The following is a 20,434-nucleotide window of genomic DNA, read 5'->3' on the forward strand; positions in this document are numbered from 1 at the left end:
GGAGACAAACCATGACGATCGCCAGAGACCACGACTCAGGGGGTACCCACCAGGTCAAGAAGGCCACTGCCAGCGGCTGGATCGGCTCGGTGCTGGAGTACTACGACTTCTTCATCTACGCGACCGCGGCGTCGCTGGTGTTCCCCCAGCTGTTCTTCCCCTCGGGCAACCCGCAGGTCGCCATCGTCGCGTCGCTCGCGACCTACGGCGTCGGCTACGTCGCGCGCCCCATCGGCGCCTTCGTGCTGGGCCACTGGGGCGACACGCACGGCCGCAAGAACGTGCTCATCCTGTGCATGTTCCTGATGGGCCTGTCGACGATGGCCGTCGGCCTGCTGCCCACCTACGCGCAGGCCGGCCTGCTCGCGCCGGCGCTGCTGGTCGTGCTGCGCCTCGTGCAGGGCTTCGCCGTCGCCGGCGAGATCTCCGGTGCCAGCTCCATGATCCTGGAGCACGCGCCGTTCGGCCGCCGCGGCTTCTTCGCCAGCTTCACGCTGCAGGGCGTGCAGGCCGGCCAGATCCTGGCCGCCGCCATCTACCTGCCGCTGGCGGCCTGGCTGCCCAAGGACGACTTCAACGCCTGGGGCTGGCGTGTCCCGTTCCTGCTGAGCTTCGTCGTCATCATCGCGGGCTACTACATCCGCCGCGAGGTGCAGGAGCCCGAAGCATTCGCCAGGCAGAAGGCCCAGGGCGCGCCGGCCCGCCTGCCCGTCGTGCAGGCCATCGCCGAGAACTGGCCGGACATGCTGCGTGTCGTCTGCATGGCGCTGATGAACGTGATCCCGGTCGTCACGACCATCTTCGGCGCGGCCTACGCCGTGCAGCCCGGCTACGGCATCGGCTTCGACAAGTCCGTCTACCTGTGGATTCCGGTAGTCGGCAACCTCGTGGCCGTGCTGGTCATCCCGTTCGTCGGCAACTGGTCCGACAGGATAGGCCGCCGCCCGTTCATCATCGGCGGCGCGCTGCTGTCCGGCCTGCTGTCGTTCGCCTATCTGTACGCGATCAGCATCCACAGCGTGCCGCTGGCCTTCGCCTGCTCGCTGCTGATGTGGGGCATCGTCTACCAGGGCTACAACGCGGTCTTCCCGAGCTTCTACCCCGAGCTGTTCCCGACCCGCACCCGCGTCTCCGCGATGGCCATCGCGCAGAACATCGGCACCATGATCACGGCGATGCTGCCGGCGCTGTTCGCCACCGCTGCGCCGCCGGGAACGACCGACATCCCATGGGTCGTCGGCAGCATCGCCTTCGGCGTCACCGTCATCGCCGCGATCGCAGCGTTCACTTCACGCGAGACCTTCCGCGTGCGCATCGACGACCTCGGCCGCCCCGGCGCCGTGCCGGTGCCTCAGCAGGACTACGAGCGCCAGCGCCGCCAGTCCGTCATGCGCGCCCAGGGCTCGCGGATGTTCACCTGATCCGCCCTTCACCGCAGCACCCAAGGAGTTTCCAGTGATCACCGGCACGACGGAGCTTGTCGCCCACATCGGCTATCCGACCGGAGCGTTCAAGTCTCCGATGATCTACAACCCGTGGTTCGAGCAGAAGGGCATCGACGCCGTCGTCGTTCCCTTCGGCGTCAAGGCCGAGGACTTCACCGCGACCTTCGACGCGCTGCGCCACCTGACCAACCTGCGCGGCGCGCTCATCACGATGCCGCACAAGGTGGCCGTGATGGCGCTGGTGGACGAGCTGACGCCGGCCGCCCGCGTGGCAGGCGCCTGCAACGCCGTGCTGCGCCGCGCCGATGGCAGCCTGCTGGGCGACCAGTTCGACGGCGCCGGCTTCGTGCGCGGCATCCAGCGCAAGGGCTTCGATGCGCGCGGCCGCCGCGTGTTGATCACCGGCACCGGCGGCGTGGGCTCGGCCATCGCCGCGTCGCTGGCCGCGGCCGGCGTGGCGGAGATGGTGCTGCACGACACGCAACATGCGTCCGCCGAAGGGCTGGCCGCACGGCTGCGCGAACACCATCCGGCGCTGCGCGCCGCGGTGGGCACGAACGATCCCGCCGGCTTCGACCTGATCGTCAACGCCACGCCGCTGGGCATGCGCGACGGCGACCCGCTGCCGTTCGACATGGCGCGTGTCGCCCCGCAGACGATGGTCGGCGAGGTCGTCATGCGCCAGGACGTCACGCCGCTGCTCGCCGCGGCGCTGGCGCGCGGCTGCGCCGTCCAGCCGGGCAAGGACATGCTGTTCGAGATGATCCCGGCCTACCTGGAGTTCTTCGGCTACGGCAGCGCCACGCCGGACGAGCTGCGCGCCGTCGCCCGCTTCGACCTCGCCGAGGGCGCGGCATGAAGCAGGTCCTCATGCTGCACGGCGTCAACCACAACCTGTTCGGCCAGCGCGACCCGCGGCATTACGGCAGCGACACGCTGGCGGACATCGACGCGCGGCTGGTGAGCCTCGCCGGTGAACTCGACGTCACCGTGCAGAGCTTCCAGACCAACGCCGAGGGCGCGATGGTGGAGCGCATCCACCAGGCGCTGCACGACCGCGTCGACGCCGTGCTCATCAACGCCGGCGCGTGGACGCACTACAGCTACGCCATCCGCGACGCGCTGGCCATGCTGAGCTGCCCCATCGTCGAGCTGCACATGTCCAACATCCACGCTCGCGAGGCCTTCCGCCACCAGTCGGTGTTCGCCGCCATCGTGCGCGGCCAGATCTGCGGCTTCGGCGTGGACAGCTACCTGCTCGCGCTGCGCGCGGCGGTCGCCGCGATCAGCCCGCCTGCCAACCCGGCAGCTGCTGCAGCCCCCACATCCAGCCGCTGATCGTCACGAACGCCGCGATGGTGGCCACCAGCAGGATGGCCGCGCTGCGCCCTTCCTGGCCATGCTTCATCGCCACCAGCGGATAGATGCTCAGCATGGGCATGGCCGCGAACAGCACGCCGGCCGGGCGCAACGGCACCGGCACGGACGGCATCAGCCACAGCGCCAGCAGCACGCAGGCCGGATGCAACAGCAGCTTGGCCAGCGCGACGCCGGCGACGTCCTGTCGCTGCCCCTCCAACCGCACGCCCAGCAACGAGCCACCGATGACGAACAGCGCCACCGGCGACGCCGCCGCCGCGAGGATCTGCACGGCGCGGGCGATCCAGTCCGGCAGCGTGAGCCCCGACATCGCACAGCCGAAGCCCAGCACGATGGCGATGATCATCGGGTGACGGGACCAGTTGACGGCTGCCTGCCACAGCGCCCGCCGCCACGACATTTTCTCGCTGGCGCTGTCGGCGAGTGCCAGGCCCAGCGGAATGACGAGCATGTTCTCGACCAGCATGCACAAGGCCAGGCCCAGACCGGCCGTCGGGCCCAGCCACTGCGCAACGATGGGATAGCCGATCAGCCCGCTGTTGGACGCCGCCGCGCCCAGACCCGACAGCGTCGCCGACGCCGGTGCCTGCCCGCGCCCATGCCGCGCCCAGGCACGCACTAGGAACAGCGACGCCAGCGAGCCCGCTGCGTAGGCCAGCAGGTAGAGCCCCTCGGGGCCATCCGGCCGATGGCTCTGCGACAGCGCCTTGAACAGCAGCGCCGGCAGCGCCAGCTGGATGACGAAACGCCCGAGCACGCGCAACTCGGCCTGGGCGAAGACACCGAAACGCACGGCCGCGTAGCCGGCAGCGATCAACAGGTAGACGGGGGCGGTCAGGGCCAGCGTGGCGAGCATGAGAGTCCATCGACGCCGGGCGGTGGCATCGCGAGCGAGAGGTGGGAAGACGGGCGGCGTGAGCGGGCGCTGAAGGCCCGCCGGCAAGATAGGCGCAGGTGCAGATATTGGCAATGCAATGGTGGCGATGGCACTATTGCAGATCGCAATGAATGACCTCCCCCCCGACCTGCTCGACCCGAAGCTGCTCAAGCTCTTCGACGTGCTCTACCGCACCGGCAGCGTCACGCGCAGCGCCGAGCTGCTGGGCCTGAGCCAGCCCACCATCAGCATCTGGCTGCAGCGGCTGCGGCGCCAGGTGGGCGACGCGCTGTTCGTGCGCACGCCCGAAGGCATGGCGCCGACGCCGCGCGCCGAGGCGCTGATCGGCCCGGCGCGCGAGGTGCTGGACGGGCTGCGCCGCCTGATGGCCGTGCAGCCAGCGTTCGACCCGGCGACGGCGCAGCGGCGCTTTCGCATCTGCATGACCGACGCCAGCCACGTCACGCTGCTGCCCACGCTGCTGGCCCGCGTGCGTGCCGAAGCGCCCGACGTGCGGCTGGAGGCCGGCCGCATGGACGACGGCGTGGCGCAGGCACTGGCCAGCGGCGAAGCCGACCTGGCGCTGGGCTACGCGCCGTGGCTGGCCTCCGGCATCTACCAGCAGACGCTGTATGCGCAGGACTGGGTGTGCCTCGCCAACAGCGCCCACCCGCGCATCGGCAAGACTTTGTCGCTGGCGCGCTACCGCCAGGAGGCGCACGTAACGGTCAGCCCCGGCACCGGCCAGGGGCTGCTGGAAGCCGCGCTGGCGGCCCACGGCGTCGAGCGCCGCGTGCTGTTGGACCTGCCCGGCTTCCTGGGGCTGGGCGCCGTCATCTCCAGCACCGACCTCATCGTCACGCTGCCCCGCCACATCGGCGAGACGCTGGCGCAGGCCAGCGGCCTGACGGTGCTGGCCTGCCCGCTGAAGGTCGAAGGCTTCGACGTCAAGCAGCACTGGCATGCCCGCTACCACGAGGAGCCGGGCAACCGCTGGCTGCGCGGCCTGCTGGCCGAGCTGTTCATGGCCCGGCACCGCACGGCGGCTACTCGTCCTGCAGCGGCGCCAGCAGCAGCCGCAGCTCGGGCTCGCTGAACTTGCTGAAGCTGGCACCGTCGTCGCTGCCCAGCAGCCCGTCGGCCAGCGCCTTTTTGCGCGCCTGCAGCTCCAGCATGCGCTCCTCGATGCTGCCCTGCGCGACGAGCTGGTAGACGAACACCGGCTGGTCCTGCCCGATGCGGTGCGCCCGCGCGCTGGCCTGGGCCTGCACGGCCGGGTTCCACCAGGGGTCGACGTGGATGACGGTGTCGGCCGCCGTCAGGTTCAGGCCTACGCCACCGGCTTTCAGGCTGGCCAGCAGCACGGGCACTTCGCGCGCCTGGAAGCGCCGCACGATGTCACCGCGCTGAGCCGCCGGCGTCGCGCCCGTCAGGCGCAGATGCGGCACGGGCACCTCCGCGGCGATCAGGTCCAGCATCTCCGTGAACTGCGAGAACACCAGCAGTCGCCGGCCCTGGGCGACGAAATCCGGCAGGTGCTCGCGCAGCCACTCGAGCTTGGCGCGCTCGGTGTGCGGCGCCATCTCCACGCCCTTCAGCAGCCGCGGGTCGCAGCAGACCTGGCGCAGTTTCAACATCGCGTCCAGCACGCTGATGAGGCTGGTGGGCGTGAAGCCGTCCTTCTGCAAGATGCGCCGCACCATGTGGTCGGCTGCGACGCGCACGCTCTCGTAGAGCTGCTTCTGCTGGCCCACCAGCGTGACGCGCTTGACCAGCTCGGTCAGCGGCGGCAGCTCCGTGGCCACCTCGGTCTTCAGCCGGCGCAGGATGAAGGGCCGCACACGCGCCGCCAGCAACCGCGCGCGCGGGCCGTCGCGATTGACCTCGATGGGCTTGCGCCAGTGGCGCGCAAAGGTGCGCGAATCGCCGAGGAAGCCGGGCATCAGCAGGTCGAACAGCGACCACAGCTCGCCGAGGTGGTTCTCCAGCGGCGTGCCGGTCAGCGCGAGGCGATGGCGCGTATCGAGCCGGCGCAGCGCGCGTGCCGCGCGGGCCTGGGCGTTCTTCACCGACTGGGCTTCGTCGAGGATGAGCAGGTGCCAGGGCTGGGCGGACAGCACGCGCAGGTCGCGCCAGACGAGGTTGTAGGTGCTCAGCACCACGTCGGCGTTGGCCAGATCGACACCCGCGCGGTCGGCGCCGTGCCAGGTCTTCACCGCCAGCCCAGGCGCGATGCGCGCGGCCTCCTGCTGCCAGTTGAACAGCAGCGAGGTCGGCACGATGACGAGCGCCGGGCGGTCCAGCCGGCCCGCCTGCTTCTCGGTCCAGACATGGGCCAGCGCCTGCGCCGTCTTGCCCAGACCCATGTCGTCGGCCAGGATGCCGGCCAGTTGTTGTTCACGCAGGTATTGCAGCCAGGCCAGGCCGTGCAGCTGGTAGGGGCGCAACGTGAGACTCAAGCCCGCTGGTTGCTCGAAAGCTGTAGGCACACCCGCCACCAACAGGCGTTTGCCCAAGGCTTTGATGCCCGCGTCACCGTGGATCTGCCAGCGTCCACGCGACTCGTCCTCGATGCAGCGGATGCGGTCGGCGTCCCACTCGCCCAGCTTGAGCGGCTTGCCCTTCTCCAGTTCGGCCGGCTTCAACAGGTCCAACAGCGCCAGCATCATGGCCTTCAGCGGCGCCGCCTGCGCGTGATAGCGCTTCCCGCCAGGCGCGCGCAGCGAAACGATGGCGTCGTCCTCGATGGCGGCGATGGCCCAGGCGTCCAGCCAGCGCTTGTCGCGCCGCAGCAGGTTGGCCATCAGCGGCGCGAGGTCCAGCCGTTGGCCATCCACCTCCATGCCGAGGCTGACGAGCCAGGCGCCGGTGCGCCGCTCCAGGCCCAGGCCTTCGACGCGGCGGCGCGGCTTGGGCGCGCTCTCGGTGTCGTCTTCCGTCAGCCCCAGCTGCCAGCCGCTGACGAACTGGCTGTGATGCGCAAAGCCCGGCTCGGTCGTGACCCGCCAGCCCTGCGCCTGCAGCTCCGGCACCTTGTCCGCGTGGAAGTCACCGAAGAACTCTTCCTGGGCCGTGGTCCAGAGGGACTCGCCGCCCAGCACCAGTGGCTTGCCGCGCCACTGCAGCAGCGCAGGGTCGAGGGCCACGAGGCCCTGCTTGAGCAAGGTCTGCTCGGCGCCGGCATCCCGTCGCGCCAGCGTCGCCACTGTCACCTGTTCGCCCCGCGGGCCCAGCGGGCCGCGCGGCCGCAGGCCCAGCAGGCCATCGCCGCGCGTCAGTGTGCGCAGCGTCAGATGAGGTGGGAAACCAGACATCGCGACAGTCTCGCAGCCTGCGAGACTGTCGCGAGGCAGATCAGGAGGCCAGCACGCCCTTGATGTGCGCCGCGACGGCGTCGTCCTGGCAATTCGTGAAGAACAGCTCCTGGAACTTTTCGCCCGACACGGCGGCCTTCAGCAGGTCCTGGTCGACGGTCTTCAGCACGGTCAGCAGGTCGCGGCAAGAGGCGGCCTTGACGTCCTTCAGGATGCCGCGGTTCTTGGCCATGATGGCGGCGCGTTCCTTGGGGTAGCCGACGCCACGCTCGTTCTCGAACAGCTTGCGGTAGCAGTCTTGCAGGTTCAGCTCGGCGGCCCAGCCGAAGCCCTTCGAATAGGGCATGGAAATGGCGTTGCCGTCGTTGATCTGGCCGAACAGGAAGGCGTCGGTCGGGTCGATGACCAGGCCGCAGAACACGCCGGGCATGCTGTTCGCGGCCAGCATGGAGCCCATGCCGGTGCCGCAGCCGGTGACGACGAAGTCGGCAGCCTTGGTGTTCAGCAGGATGCCGGCCAGCAGGCCGTTCATCACGTAGGTCAGCGAGGCCTTGTCTTCCGGCGTGTACATGCCGTAGTGGTGCACGCTGTGACCCAGGGGCTCGACCACCGTCTTGAGCGCGGTATGGACGATCTCGGACTTGGCGGCTTGGCTGTTCTCGATGATGAGGGCGATCTTCATGGCGGGGGCTTTCTGAGGCGAATCGGGTGGGGCGAAGCCGGTTCGGCTCGGGCCAGAGGGGCCGCAAGCGCAGACCGTCGGGCCAGGGGTTGGTCCCCGAGGGGCGGACGGCATGGTCCGGGTGCCCACCTGGCCCGCCGCGCACCTCGTCGACGAGGTGCTGGCGCGAGGACTATTGTGCCCGCTTAATGGAACAGCGTTTCAGAAACATCGCTCAATCCCGAGCGTGAAGCAGGCCTGCTCCCCGTCGGGCTTCAGTCGCCCTCGCCGCCCAGTGGCTTCAGCTGGCGGCCAGCCGGCAGCGCCCGCAGGTACTTGAAGGTGCCGGTGGCGTGGGCGCAGAGCTTGTCGTCCGCGCCGAAGACGGAGCCCTCGCAGAAGGCCATCGTCGTCGAGCGGTGCAGCAGCCTGCCCACTGCGCGAAGCTCGCCCTCGCCGGGGCGCATGAAGCTGGTCTTCATCTCCACCGTGACGACGCCGGGGCCGAGATCCGGCAGATGCCGGTTCACGCTGCGCGCGGCGTGGGCCATGGCCACATCCAGCAGCGTCATGACAACGCCGCCATGGGCAACGCGCCAGGAGTTCAGATGCTGCTCGGCGATCGTCAGCCGCAGTTCGGCCTCGCCGTCGCCGACCGAGTGCAGCGTGAAGCCGAGTTGCTCGACAAAGGGGATGTGAACCGGGAATTCCATCCCGTCAGTTTCCATGAACGGCGCTGACCCCACCGTCCACAGCCAGGATCTGCCCCGTGATGTGCTTGCCGGCCTTGGACGCGAACAGCAGCGCGGCGCCCTTCAGGTCTTCGTCATCACCCAGGCGGTTCAGCGGCGCGTGCGAGGCCATCTTTTCCGCCCCCACTGCTGCCAGCAGGCCCTGCGTCATCTTGCTCGGGAAGAAGCCCGGCGCCAGCGCATTGACGGTGATGCCGTACTGGCCCCACTCGCCGGCCAGCGCGCGCGTGAAGTTCACGGCCGCGCCCTTGCTGGTGTTGTAGGCAATGGTCTTCATCGCGCCCGAGTTGCCGGACAGGCCGGCGATGGAGGCCACGTTGATGATGCGACCGGCCTTGCGCGGGATCATGCTGGCCTTGGCTACCGCCTGGGCGAACACGAACAGGCTGCGGATGTTCAGGTCCATGACCTTGTCCCACGCCGCGATCGGGTGCTCCTCGGCCGGCGCGCCCCAGGTGGCGCCGGCGTTGTTGACGAGGATGTCGATCCGGCCGAGGCGCTCCATCGTCTCGTTGACGACGCGCTGGGCTTCCTCTTCCTTGGCTGCGTCGGCGGCGATCCATCGCGCATCGATGCCGCGGGCCTGCAGGTGGGCCGATGCCTCCTCGAGGTCGGCGGCCTTGCGCGACGTCAGCATGATCTTGGCGCCGGCATCCCCGAGCGCCTCGGCAATCTGCAGGCCCAGCCCGCGCGAGCCGCCGGTGACGAGGGCCACCTGGCCGGTCAGGTCGAAGAGGTCTTGGACTTTGCTCGTCATCGAGGTCTCCTTAGAAGTATTCGGGTTTGACGTCGCGGCACAGCGGCTCGCGTCGGGCGACGACGTCCAGCCAGGCGCCGATCTTGGGCAGCTCGTAGGCGAAGAAGTAGCGGGCCGCGGCGCGCTTGCCATGCGCGAAGTCGCTGTCACCCTGCACCGCGAGCACCACGTCCAGCCAGATCCAGGCCAGCACCGTGTGGCCGAAGGCCTGCATGTAGGGCGTCGCGTTGGCCAGCGCCTCCTCGGGCTCGCCGGTGGCCCAGGCCTTCTTGGTCGCGCCGCCGACCTGCGCCAGCGCGGCGGCCAACTGGTTGGCCAGCGGCGCCCACTCGGTCTGCATCGCGCGCTCGATGGTGGCCTGCACGCGCTGAGCCATCGCCGCGAGCGACGCGCCGCCCTGCTGCACGACCTTGCGGCCCAGCAGGTCCAACGCCTGGATGCCATGCGTGCCCTCGTGGATCATGTTCAGGCGGTTGTCGCGCCAGTACTGCTCGACGGGGAAGTCGCGCGTGTAGCCGTAGCCGCCCAGCACCTGGATGGCCAGCGAGTTGGCCTCCAGGCACCACTCGCTGGGCCAGCTCTTGGCGATGGGGATGAGCACGTCCAGCAGCGCCTGCGCTTGCGTCTTGTCGTCGCCCGTGGTGAGTTCGTCGACGAGACGCGCGCAGAACAGCTCCAGCGCCAGGCCGCCTTCGACGTAGCTCTTCTGCGCCAGCAGCATGCGGCGCACGTCGGCGTGTTCGATGATGGGCCGCTGCGAGCTGGCCGCGTCTTTACCGGCCGCCGTCATGGGCCGCCCCTGCGGCCGCTGCTTCGCGTACGCCAGGCTGGCCTCGTAGCCCGCATAGCCCAGCATCGTCGCGCCCAGGCCGACGCCGATGCGCATCTCGTTCATCATGAAGAACATACAGCGCAGGCCCTCGCCGGGCTTGCCGACGAGATAGCCCACGGCGCCCGCCTTGCCACCGGGTTGGAACTTGCCTTCGCCGAAGTTCAGCAGGCAGTTGGTCGTGCCGCGTTGGCCGAGCTTGTGGTTGAGGCCGGCCAATGCGATGTCGTTGCGCTCGCCGGTCAGCCGACCGTCGGCGCCGACCATCTGCTTGGGCACGATGAAGAGGGAGATGCCCTTGGTGCCCGGGATCAGCTTGCCGTCCGGCCCCGGGATCTTGGCCAGCACGAGGTGGACGATGTTGCCGCGCAGCTCGTGCTCGCCGCCCGAGATCCACATCTTGTTGCCGCGCAGCCGGTAGCGGGCGCCGAGCGGGTCGCTCTCGTCTTCCAGTTCGGCACGCGTGACGACGTCGGACAGCGACGACCCCGCCTGCGGCTCGGACAGGCACATCGTGCCGAACCACTCGCCCGCGAACAGCGTCCTGGCGAAGACCTCGCGCTGACGCTCGCTGCCATGCTCCATCAACAGGTTGGCATTGCAGGTCGTCAGCACGGCATAGGAGCCGACAGCCGTGTTGGCCATGCTGACGAAGGCATGCGCCGCCGTGTCGACGACGCAGGGCAGCTGCATGCCGCCGATGTCGTAGTCCTTGGCTGCGGCCAGCATGCCGGACTCGACGTAGGCATTGACCGCGTCCAGCGTCGCCGCCGGCAGGTGCACCCGCTCGCCGTCGAAGCGTGGCTCCTCCGTGTCGAGCAGCCGGTGAAAGGGTGCCAGCTTCTCGCGGGCGATACGCTCGCTGGTGTCGAACACGGCCGAGAAGGTCTCGCGCGAGTGGTCGGCAAAGCGCTCGCGCGCCGTCAGGCCCTCGACGTGCAGCCAGTCGTAGAGCAGGAATTCCAGGGTGTCGCGCATCACTGTGGCTCCGGTTTCATGGCGGCCTCAGGCTCCCTGCCCTGGCCGATGTCGGCTCAATCCTGCGCCAGCTTGACGATGGTGCCCTGCGCCACGGCGCAGAGCTTCTCGACACCGCCCTTGACCGCGAACACGTCGCAGCGGCACACGGCCTGCGTGCGGCCCGCGTTGACGGCCTCGGCGCGCGCGATCAGCAGCTCGCCGACGGCGGGTCGCAGGTAGTTGATCTTGTATTCACTGGTCAACGCATCGGACGACATGGCCGTGCCGCCGGCAAAGGTCAGCGCGTTGTCGGCCAGGTAGCTCAGCACGCCACCATGCGCGAAGCCGTGCTGTTGCAGCAGCTCCGGCTTCATCGCCAGCCGCAGCTCGACGCGGCCCGGCGCAACCGCGCCGATCTCCACGCCGAGCAGGCGGCTGAAGGGCTGCGAGGCGAGGATCGCCGCGCCATGCGTGACGAACTCCTGAGGTGTCACAGCACCTCGAACACGCCCGCCGCGCCCATGCCGCCGCCGATGCACATCGTCACGCAGACACGCTTGGCGCCGCGACGCTTGCCTTCGATGAGGGCGTGGCCCGTCAGGCGCTGGCCCGACACGCCGTAGGGGTGGCCCACCGCGATGGCGCCGCCGTTGACGTTGAGCCTGTCCATCGGGATGCCCAGCGTGTCGGCACAGTACAGCACCTGCACGGCGAAGGCTTCATTCAGTTCCCACAGGTCGATGTCGGCAACCGTCAGGCCCAGCTTCTTCAACACCTTCGGCACGGCGAACACGGGGCCGATGCCCATCTCGTCGGGCTCGCAGCCGGCGACCGCAAAGCCGAGGAAGCGGCCCAGCGGCTTGAGGTTGTGCGTGGACGCGTACTGCTCGCTGACCAGCGCGCAGGCGCCGGCGCCGTCACTGAACTGGCTGGCATTGCCGGCGGAGATCAGGCCGCCCGGCATGGCCGAACGCAGGTCCTTGATGCCTTCGTAGGTCGTGCCCTCGCGCAGGCCTTCGTCAGCACTGACGGTCACTTCCTTGCTCATCAGGCCCATGACCTTGTCGGCCACGCCCATCGTCGTCGTCACCGAGATCATCTCGTCGTTGAACAGCCCGGCGGCCTGGGCGGCACAGGCCTTCTGCTGGCTGCCGGCGCCGTAGTGGTCCATGCGCTCGCGCGAGATGCTGTAGCGCTTGGCCACGTTCTCGGCGGTCTGCAGCATGTTCCAGTAGATCTCGGGCTTGAGCTTCATCAGCGCCGGGTCGACGAGCATGTGCTTGTTGGCCTCCTGCTGCACGCAGGAGATGCTCTCCACGCCGCCGGCGATGTAGACATCGCCCTCGCCCGCGATGATGCGCTGCGCGGCCATCGCAATGGTCTGCAGGCCGCTGGAGCAGAAGCGGTTGATGGTGACGCCGCTCACCGTGACCGGCAGGCCGGCCTTCAGCGCGATCTGGCGGGCGATGTTGCTGCCGGTGGCGCCTTCGGGCGTGGCGCAGCCCATCAGCACGTCCTCGATGGCGCCGGCCTCGATGCCGGCGCGCTCGACGGCGGCCTGGACGGCCCAGCCGCCCAGCGTCGCGCCGTGGGTCATGTTGAAGGCGCCCTTCCAGCTCTTGGTCAGCGGCGTGCGGGCAGTGGAGACGATCAGTGCGTTGCTCATGTCTTGTCCTTAATCAGTTGGTGCCAGAGCTACTCGCTTCGCTCGATCGGTCTGGCACGCAAAGCATTCAGATTGCTCGTGCGATCAGGTGAAGGACTTGCCTTCAGCCACCAGACGCGCCAGCAGCGGTGCCGGCGTCCAGAACGCGCCGTCGTCCATCGGGTTCTTGGCAAAGCGCTTCATCGCCTGCACGACGTTGAAGAGGCCCAGCGTGTCGGCGTAGCACATCGGGCCACCGCGGAAGATGGGGAAGCCGTAGCCGGCCAGGTAGACCATGTCCACGTCCGACGCGCGCTGGGCGATACCCTCTTCCAGCAGGTGCGCGGCCTCGTTGACGAGCGCAAACACCAGGCGGTGCACGATCTCTTCGTCGCTGATGTCGCGCTTCTTGGCGCCGATGGCTTCGCGGTGCTTGGCCAGCATCTCTTCCACGACCGGCGACGGGATCGCATCGCGCTTGCCGGGCAGGTAGTCGTACCAGCCGGCACCGGTCTTCTGGCCGAAGCGGCCCAGCTCGCACAGGCGGTCGGCGCTGGCCGAGTACTTCATCGTCGCGCGCTCGACGGCACGGCGCTTGCGGATGGCCCAACCGATGTCGTTGCCGGCCAGGTCGCCCATGCGGAACGGCCCCATCGCGAAGCCGAACTTCTCGACCGCCTTGTCCACCTGCTGCGGCGAGCAGCCTTCATCCAGCAGGAAGCCGGCCTGGCGGCTGTACTGCTCGATCATGCGGTTGCCGATGAAGCCGTCGCAGACGCCGGACACGACGGCCGTCTTCTTGATCTTCTTGCCAATGGCCATGACCGTGGCCAGCACGTCCTTGGCGGTGGCCTTGCCACGCACCACTTCCAGCAGCTTCATCACGTTGGCCGGGCTGAAGAAGTGCATGCCCACCACGTCCTGCGGGCGCTTCGTGAACGACGCGATCTTGTCGACGTCCAGGGTGGACGTGTTGGACGCCAGGATGGCGCCGGGCTTGGCGACGGCGTCCAGCTGCTTGAACACGGCTTCCTTGACGCCGATCTCCTCGAACACGGCCTCGATGATGAGGTCGCAATCCTTCAGGTCGTCGTAGCTCAGCGTGGTCGACAGCAGCGCCATGCGCTGCGCGTACTTGTCTTCCTTCAGCTTGCCCTTCTTGACCTGGGCTTCGTAATTCTTCTTGATGGTCGCGACGCCACGGTCCAGGGCTTCCTGCTTGGTCTCCAGGATGGTGACCGGCAGGCCTGCGTTCAGGAAATTCATCGAGATGCCGCCACCCATCGTGCCGGCGCCGATGACGCCGACTTTGGCGATGGTGCGCAGCGGCGTGTCCTCGGGCACGTCGGCAATCTTGCTGGCCACACGCTCGGCGAAGAACAGGTGGCGCAGCGCCTTCGATTCCGGCGTCAGCATCAGCGCCGCGAAGCCCTCGCGCTCGGCGCGCATGCCGTCGTCGAACTTCAGCTTGACCGCACCGGCCACGGCTTCCAGGCAGCGCAGCGGCGCCGGGAAGTTCTTGCTCATGCCGCCCACCATGTTTCGGGCGAACTGGAAATAGGCCTCCGCGTTGGGATGGCGGGCCTTCAGGTCGCGCACCTTGGGCAGCGGGCGCTTCTCGGAGACCTCTTCGGCGAACTTGACGGCCGCGTCCACCACGTCGGCGTCGACGATCTTGTCGAACAGCTTCTGGCCGGGAACCATGGCCAGCATCTGCGCTTCCACCGGCTCGCCGCTGACGATCATGTTCAGTGCGGGCTCCACACCCAGCGCGCGCGGCAGGCGCTGCGTGCCGCCAGCGCCGGGCAGCAGGCCCAGCTTCACTTCGGGCAGCGCAACCTTGGTGCCGGTTTGCGCCACACGGTAGTGGCAGCCCAGGCTCAGCTCCAGGCCGCCGCCCATGCAGACCGTGTGGATGGCCGCAACGACCGGCTTGCTGCTGTTCTCGACGACCGAGATGAGGCTCAGCAGGTTGGGCTCGGCCAGCGCCTTCGGAGAGCCGAATTCCTTGATGTCGGCACCGCCGGAGAACGCCTTGCCGGCACCGGTAATGACGATGGCCGTGACGGCCGGATCGGCCTCGGCGCGTTCGACGCCAGCCGCACAGGCCGAGCGGGTGGCAAAACCCAGGCCGTTGACCGGCGGGTTGTCGAGCGTGATCACGGCGACGCTGCCGCGAACTTCGTAATGGGCTGTCATGGGCACGACCTCGGGTTGGCGGGCAAGCCGCGTCTCCTGCAGCCGGCCCAGAAATAGAACGATCGTTCGATTCTAGGCAGCGGTTCCGCGGCCGTCTTGTCCCGGCAGTGACAAGGCCGCGTGACTCCCGAATCAGCGCGCGCGCGGCAGCACCACGGTGTCCTTGAAGGCCTTGGGCTGCTCCGCCGGCTCGGGCGGCTTGAGCTTGGACTCGGCATAGCGGCGCGCCGCCTCGGCGGCGTCCACGGGAACCTCCGGCGGCGGGGCCGGGCGCGGCGCGGGCCGCACGGCCAGGCGCAGTTCGTGGTTCTCGCGCTGGAGCTGTTCGATCTGCTTGCGCGCCTGCGTCACCTGCTGTGCGGAGAGCTGACGAGCCTGCTCGGCATGGTGGTGGCGCTGCGCCTCCTGCTTGATCCGCCCGGACAGCCACACGTACAGGCCGCCCGCCCCCAGCACACCACCCACCGCAACACCGCCCAGCAGGGGCAGCAGTTGGCCGTTGTCCATGTGTTTTCTCCCCAATCGTTGTGGTTGCAAATGTAAGGGCGCCACCGGGTCTCGCCCTGCCTTTCAAGGGTTTCCCACGAGTTGCCGGCGCCGCCCGCCACGCTTGGACGAGCCACGGCCGGCCGCTAGAGTCGCGGCCATGCTGATTCCGGTCGTCTACCCGCCCCCCGACAACGCGCCGCCGCCCAAGTTTTCGCCGCTGCCGCAGCCTCCCGGCCCACCAGGCCCGCCCACGCCGGAACCACCGCCCGAGCCTCCGCGTCAGGATGGCTCGCCGCCCGACGGCGACGTACCTCGCACGCTCTACCTGCTGCGCGTGCTGTGGCTGTGCGCGTTCCCGGTGGGCATCCTCATCGCCGGCGTGGCCGTGCTGCTGGGGCTGGAGCAGGCGCGCGAGACGCTGCTGTCGCTGGAAGTGGGCAGCGGGCAGACGGCCGCGCTCGTCTTCTCTTTCGGGCTGTGGCTGCTGCTGGCCTGGTACACCAGCCGGCTGCTGCTGGACCGTCGATTCAAGCCCGACTCGCTGGGCGAATGCACGCACCCAGGCTTCGCCCAGGGCCTGCGCCGCTGGCTGCCACGCGGCCTCGTTGTCGGCGGTGGCCTGCCGGTCAGCGCCTTCTTCCTGATGCAGAGCCGCGAGCGTCTCATCGGCGTCGCGCTGCTCGCGGTGACCACAGGGCTGTACGTCTTCGTCTGGAAGCGCCGCGAGTGGCTGCTGCGGCTCGACGCCGGCTCCTTCCTCGCGCGCTGCCTGGCGCTGGACTGGCGGCGCGAGGCCATCGCCACGATGGCGCGCGAGGACCGCATGAGCACGCCGTCGCGCGTGCTGGTCGCCGCCGTGCTGCTGCTGCAGTGGGCCTTGTTCGCCGCGCTGCTGGCCTGGCCCGAAGCCACCGCGCGTGCGCTCGGTTCACCCGCGCTGGTGCTGCTGGCGATGGGCAGCTGGATCGTCTTCGGCGGCATCCTGCTGACCTACGTGCCCAAGGCACTCATCCGCATCCCGCTGACGCCGCTGCCGCTGCTGCTGTTCGTCGCCTTCGCGCCGCTGAACGACAACCACGTCGTCGCCAACCCCGATTCCAGCGCGCGCCAGACCATCACGCCACGGCCGACAGCCGACGCCTGGCTGCAGACCTGGCTGCGCACCGTGGGCGCGGACGGCAAACGGCCGCTGGTGCTGGTGGCCTCGGCAGGCGGCGCGTCGCGCGCGGCCTACTGGAGCAGCGCATCGCTCGCGCGGCTGCAGGCGCTGGGCGAGGCGGACGGCGTGAACTTCGCCGACTCCGTGTTCGCTATCAGCGGCACGTCCGGCGGTGCGCTGGGCGCGGCCACCTTCGTCGCCGCGCTCGACGCACGCCGGCAGGCTGCCAACGCCACGACCTGCGCGCCGTGGCAGCTGGTGCGCAACTTCACCGGCCAGGACCACCTCGCCACGCCCGTCGGCGCCATGCTCTACGCCGACCTGGCCCAGCGCTTCCTGCCCGTCGCCTTCGCCGGGGCGGACCGGTCACTGGCGCTCGAAGACGTCTGGACCCGCGACTGGCAGCGCAGCCTGAATCGCCTCTGCACGCCGCGCACCGATGCCCTGCCCAACCCCTGGGGCGAGGCGATGACGGCCTTGCACAGCCGCGCCAGCGAGACCGACTGGCTGCCGCTGCTGGCGCTGAACACGACCGCACTGGCGCGCGGCCGGCGTGTCTACCAGGCCGACTTCCTGCTGCCCACCGGCGACGGCCTGGATCTGCTGGACCCCTCGCTGGGGCTGGACGTGGAGCACCTGACCTTGGCCCAGGCCGTACACAACAGCGCCCGCTTCCCCTACATCAGCCCGGCCGCTGCCGTCGTCTTCAAGGAAGCGCACCACGACGAGGAAACCGGCGACGTGGGCCGCGTGTGGGACCGTCTGGGCGATGGCGGCTACGTGGAGAGCAGCGCGACGCTGACGCTGTCCGACCTGCTGCGCGATCTGGAGGCCAGCGGCCGGCTGCGCAACTGCAAGCCCGAGGACGACTGCGCGCACCAGGGCATCCTGGACCGGTCGCGGCTGCGCCTGCTGCTGCTCGTCAACAGCCCCTCGCAGGTGGACGACTGGCTGTGCCGCGACGCGCCGCAGACGCCCGATGCCCAGCCCGTGGACGGCCGCCGCTACCGCGCCCGCAATCTCGGCCTCGACGAAGTGAGTGCGCCGCCCCTCGGCATCCTGAACAGCAACGGCGCCCGCGGCCGGGACTCGACGGTGGAGCTCATCAAGCGCATCGGTGGCTGCGGCCAGGTGGCCGAACTGCGGCTGCCCGCCGTGCCAGGCCAGCGCCCGCCGTCGATGAACTGGATGCTGAACGCCGCATCACGCGACTTCATCGACGCGGCCCTGCTGGAGAAACCGCCCGCCGGCAATGCCGACGCGGGCCTGGCCCAGGCCCAGCTGAACCTGCATCTGCGCCAGGCCAAGCTGTGGCTGCAGCAGATGAAGCACTGAACCACGGCCACGCGGGCGGGCCACAATGCCGCCCGCCATGAAACCTATGCTGCACCTCTTCACCGCGCCCGAGCGCCGCCAGTCGTGGCGCTACCTGTTCACCGTGCTGCTGGCCGTCATCAGCTGGCTGGCGCTGTCGGCCGCGCCGCCCGCGGCCATCACCACCGGATGGGACAAGGCCAACCACGCGCTGGCCTTCGCGTCGCTGGCCTTCAGCGCCGTGTGGGCGTTCTGGCAGCAGCCGCGCCTGTGGCCGCGGCTCGTCGCCGTGCTGCTGGCCTACGGCATCGGCATCGAGATCGCGCAGAGCTTCATTCCGTCGCGGGATGCCGACTGGCATGACGTCGTCGCCGACAGCGTGGGCATCGCCCTGGGGCTGCTGGTTGCCTGGCCGATTGCCCGCATAAGTCGAACGGACTAGGGGGTCCCGTCCTACAGTCAGTGCCCCTGCACTGACATACCGTTGGCAGCAGATTGCGATACGGTGCGTACCCATGCCGAACACGCCGCTGCCAGACCTGCTCCGCGCCACCCGCGCCCACACGCTAGCCCTGGCCGCGCCGCTGTCGGACGAGGACGCGCAGTTGCAGTCCATGCCCGACGCCAGCCCCGCCAAATGGCATCTGGCGCACACGACGTGGTTCTTCGAGACGCTGGTGCTCGTGCCGCATCTACCCGGCTACCGGGTCTTCGACGAGCGCTGGCCACGCCTCTTCAACTCCTACTACGAGAGCCTGGGGCCGCGCCACGCGCGCCCGCAGCGCGGCCTGCTGAGCCGGCCGTCGCTGGCCGAGGTCAAGGCCTATCGGGCGCACGTCGACGCCGCGCTGGCCGACCTGCTGCCTCCATTGTTGAATCAGGCCACGGCCGACGCACGCACGCTGATCGAGCTGGGCTGCCATCACGAGCAGCAGCACCAGGAGCTGCTGCTGACCGACATCCTGCACGCCTTCTCGTGCAACCCGTTGTTGCCCGCCTATGACGCGTCGCCCCGGACTTCGGCCGAAGTCCTCGAACAAGCCTGGCTGAAACACCCGGGCGGCATCGTCGACATCGGCCACGGCGGCGACGGCTTCGCGTTCGACAACGAAGGCCCGCGCCACCAGGCCTTGGTGGCGCCGTTCGAGATCGGCAGCCGCCTCGTGACGTGCGGCGAGTACGCTGACTTCATCGACGCCGGCGGCTACCGCGAGCCGCTGCTGTGGCTGTCCGACGGCTGGGCCACCGTGCAGGCGCAGGGCTGGCAACGGCCCGCGTACTGGCTGGAGGACGGCAGCATCTTCGGCCTGCACGGCGTGCAGCCGATGGACCCGCACGCACCCGTCATGCAGCTGAGCTTCTACGAAGCCTGCGCCTTCGCCGAATGGGCCGGTGCCCGGCTGCCCACCGAGTTCGAGTGGGAGGCGGCCTGTGGCCTGCCCGGCTTCGCGCAGGCCACGGACCACGCCTGGCAGTGGACGCGCTCCAGCTACGCGCCCTACCCCGGCTTCAAGGCGGCGGCCGGCGCGGTCGGCGAATACAACGGCAAGTTCATGGTGGGCCAGCAGGTGCTGCGCGGCGGCAGCCTCGCGACACCGCCCGGCCACGCGCGCCCGAGCTACCGCAATTTCTTCCCGCCGGCGGCGCGCTGGCAGTTCAGTGGAGTGAGGCTCGCACGATGAAACCCGGACTCGATTGGCACCAGCCCCACCCCTCGGCGGAGAGCGAACAGTTCGCGGCCGACCTGCACGCGGCGCTGAGCAGCGCGCCCAAGGCCATCTCGCCCAAGTACTTCTACGACGAGGCGGGATCGAAGCTCTTCGAGCAGATCTGCGAGCTGCCCGAGTACTACCCGACGCGCACCGAGCTCGCGCTGTTGCAGACGCATGCTGCCGACATGGTCCGGCACTTCGGCCCGCAGGTGCAGCTTGTCGAATACGGCGCCGGCGCGCTGCGCAAGGTGCGGCTGCTGCTAGACGCCATGCCGCGCGACGGCGTGCAGTTCGTGCCGGTGGACATCTCCGGCCCGCACCTGCTGGCCGCCTGCGACGGCCTCGCGGGCGACTACCCGGGCCTGGCCATCCAGCCGCTGGTGGCCGACTTCACGCGCCCGCACACGCTGCCGCTCTGCGCGGAAGGCACGCGCCGTGTCGGCTTCTTCCCAGGCTCCAGCATCGGCAACTTCACACCAGCCGAGGCCGATGCCTTCCTGCGGCTGGCGGCTGGAGAGCTGGCCGGCGGCGGGCTGTTGATCGGCATCGACGTCGTGAAGGATCACGACGTGCTGCACGCCGCCTACAACGACGCGGCAGGCGTGACGGCGGCGTTCAACCTGAACGTGCTGCGCCGCGCGCAGTGCGAACTGGGCGCGGAATTCCCGAGCGACGGCTTCGAGCACCTGGCCTTCTACAACCCGGCCTACCAACGCATCGAGATGCACCTGCGCGCGACACGGCCGCTGGAGCTCCGACTGGGCGACGAGGTCTATCTTTTCAACGAGGGCGAGACGCTGCACACGGAGCACTCGCATAAGTACACGGTGGCGGGCTTCCAGGCGCTGGCGCAGCGCGCGGGGTTCACGCCGGGCAAGGTGTGGGCAGACAAGAACGGGTGGTTTGCGGTGTTGTGGCTGGAAGCGTAGTGCGAGCAGTAG

The 20,434-nt window shown here is 69.3% G+C and carries 18 protein-coding genes; 8 read left to right on the top strand and 10 right to left on the bottom strand.

Going from position 1 to position 20,434, the window contains the following annotated elements; genetic code table 11:
* The first annotated feature begins 11 nt into the window (after positions 1 to 11).
* The 3 genes from ACG04R_RS26420 to aroQ are packed head-to-tail and all read left to right on the top strand — an operon-like array spanning position 12 to position 2,783.
* Positions 12 to 1,421 carry an MFS transporter gene (locus tag ACG04R_RS26420; protein WP_394417102.1) on the top strand — a complete coding sequence of 470 codons (1,410 nt, stop codon included), beginning with the start codon at positions 12 to 14 and terminating at the stop codon, positions 1,419 to 1,421.
* A 34-nt stretch (positions 1,422 to 1,455) separates the two neighbouring features.
* Positions 1,456 to 2,304 (top strand): shikimate dehydrogenase family protein, encoded by an 849-nt coding sequence (locus ACG04R_RS26425; RefSeq protein ID WP_394417104.1) that lies wholly within the window; start codon positions 1,456 to 1,458, stop codon positions 2,302 to 2,304.
* Positions 2,301 to 2,783 (top strand): type II 3-dehydroquinate dehydratase, encoded by a 483-nt coding sequence (gene aroQ / locus ACG04R_RS26430; RefSeq protein WP_394417106.1) that lies wholly within the window; start codon positions 2,301 to 2,303, stop codon positions 2,781 to 2,783. The genes ACG04R_RS26425 and aroQ overlap by 4 nt, the downstream gene beginning before the upstream one ends.
* Here aroQ and ACG04R_RS26435 read toward each other — a convergent pair.
* Positions 2,731 to 3,681 carry an AEC family transporter gene (locus ACG04R_RS26435; protein ID WP_394417108.1) on the bottom strand — a complete coding sequence of 317 codons (951 nt, stop codon included), beginning with the start codon at positions 3,679 to 3,681 and terminating at the stop codon, positions 2,731 to 2,733. The two genes, aroQ and ACG04R_RS26435, sit on opposite strands and share 53 nt — an antisense overlap.
* A gap of 148 nt (positions 3,682 to 3,829) precedes the next feature.
* Here ACG04R_RS26435 and ACG04R_RS26440 point away from each other — a divergent pair, with 148 nt between their 5' ends.
* Complete coding sequence (locus ACG04R_RS26440) at positions 3,830 to 4,798, top strand: LysR family transcriptional regulator (protein ID WP_394417110.1); 969 nt, start codon at positions 3,830 to 3,832, stop codon at positions 4,796 to 4,798.
* Here the strand turns inward: ACG04R_RS26440 and ACG04R_RS26445 are convergent.
* The 9 genes from ACG04R_RS26445 to ACG04R_RS26485 form a co-directional block, all read right to left on the bottom strand.
* Positions 4,749 to 7,016: a DEAD/DEAH box helicase gene (locus ACG04R_RS26445; protein ID WP_394417112.1), complete on the bottom strand. Its 2,268-nt coding sequence runs from the start codon at positions 7,014 to 7,016 to the stop codon at positions 4,749 to 4,751. The two genes, ACG04R_RS26440 and ACG04R_RS26445, sit on opposite strands and share 50 nt — an antisense overlap.
* Positions 7,017 to 7,056: 40 nt before the next feature.
* A complete protein-coding gene (locus ACG04R_RS26450; protein ID WP_394417114.1) occupies positions 7,057 to 7,698 on the bottom strand; it encodes an RpiB/LacA/LacB family sugar-phosphate isomerase in 642 nt (213 codons plus the stop codon).
* Positions 7,699 to 7,952: 254 nt separating this feature from the next.
* Positions 7,953 to 8,405, bottom strand: coding sequence for a PaaI family thioesterase (locus ACG04R_RS26455; protein WP_394417116.1), 453 nt, complete (start codon positions 8,403 to 8,405; stop codon positions 7,953 to 7,955).
* Entirely contained in the window at positions 8,395 to 9,186 is a 792-nt protein-coding gene (locus ACG04R_RS26460) for an SDR family oxidoreductase (RefSeq protein WP_394417118.1), read from the bottom strand. The genes ACG04R_RS26455 and ACG04R_RS26460 overlap by 11 nt, the downstream gene beginning before the upstream one ends.
* A gap of 10 nt (positions 9,187 to 9,196) precedes the next feature.
* Positions 9,197 to 10,993, bottom strand: coding sequence for an acyl-CoA dehydrogenase (locus ACG04R_RS26465; protein WP_394417120.1), 1,797 nt, complete (start codon positions 10,991 to 10,993; stop codon positions 9,197 to 9,199).
* Between the two features lie 56 nt (positions 10,994 to 11,049).
* Positions 11,050 to 11,469, bottom strand: a complete 420-nt coding sequence (locus ACG04R_RS26470) for a PaaI family thioesterase (RefSeq protein WP_394417122.1) — start codon at positions 11,467 to 11,469, stop codon at positions 11,050 to 11,052.
* Positions 11,466 to 12,641: an acetyl-CoA C-acyltransferase gene (locus tag ACG04R_RS26475; RefSeq protein WP_394417124.1), complete on the bottom strand. Its 1,176-nt coding sequence runs from the start codon at positions 12,639 to 12,641 to the stop codon at positions 11,466 to 11,468. The genes ACG04R_RS26470 and ACG04R_RS26475 overlap by 4 nt, the downstream gene beginning before the upstream one ends.
* Before the next feature lie 84 nt (positions 12,642 to 12,725).
* The gene (locus ACG04R_RS26480; protein ID WP_394417126.1) at positions 12,726 to 14,819 is read right to left on the bottom strand and encodes a 3-hydroxyacyl-CoA dehydrogenase NAD-binding domain-containing protein; all 2,094 of its coding nucleotides are present in this window, start codon (positions 14,817 to 14,819) and stop codon (positions 12,726 to 12,728) included.
* Between the two features lie 132 nt (positions 14,820 to 14,951).
* Entirely contained in the window at positions 14,952 to 15,326 is a 375-nt protein-coding gene (locus ACG04R_RS26485; RefSeq protein ID WP_394417128.1) for a hypothetical protein, read from the bottom strand.
* A 139-nt stretch (positions 15,327 to 15,465) separates the two neighbouring features.
* Between ACG04R_RS26485 and ACG04R_RS26490 the strand changes: the two genes are divergently transcribed.
* The 4 genes from ACG04R_RS26490 (at position 15,466) to egtD (ending at position 20,422) form a co-directional block, all read left to right on the top strand.
* Positions 15,466 to 17,802, top strand: a complete 2,337-nt coding sequence (locus tag ACG04R_RS26490; RefSeq protein WP_394417130.1) for a hypothetical protein — start codon at positions 15,466 to 15,468, stop codon at positions 17,800 to 17,802.
* A gap of 37 nt (positions 17,803 to 17,839) precedes the next feature.
* The gene (locus ACG04R_RS26495; RefSeq protein WP_394417132.1) at positions 17,840 to 18,223 is read left to right on the top strand and encodes a VanZ family protein; all 384 of its coding nucleotides are present in this window, start codon (positions 17,840 to 17,842) and stop codon (positions 18,221 to 18,223) included.
* 73 nt (positions 18,224 to 18,296) lie between these two features.
* Positions 18,297 to 19,463, top strand: coding sequence for an ergothioneine biosynthesis protein EgtB (egtB, locus tag ACG04R_RS26500; protein ID WP_394417134.1), 1,167 nt, complete (start codon positions 18,297 to 18,299; stop codon positions 19,461 to 19,463).
* Positions 19,460 to 20,422: an L-histidine N(alpha)-methyltransferase gene (egtD, locus tag ACG04R_RS26505; protein WP_394417136.1), complete on the top strand. Its 963-nt coding sequence runs from the start codon at positions 19,460 to 19,462 to the stop codon at positions 20,420 to 20,422. The genes egtB and egtD overlap by 4 nt, the downstream gene beginning before the upstream one ends.
* Positions 20,423 to 20,434 lie beyond the last annotated feature (12 nt).

Origin of the sequence: Pelomonas candidula (assembly GCF_043555985.1) — a bacterium.
Lineage (GTDB): Bacteria > Pseudomonadota > Gammaproteobacteria > Burkholderiales > Burkholderiaceae_C > Pelomonas > Pelomonas candidula.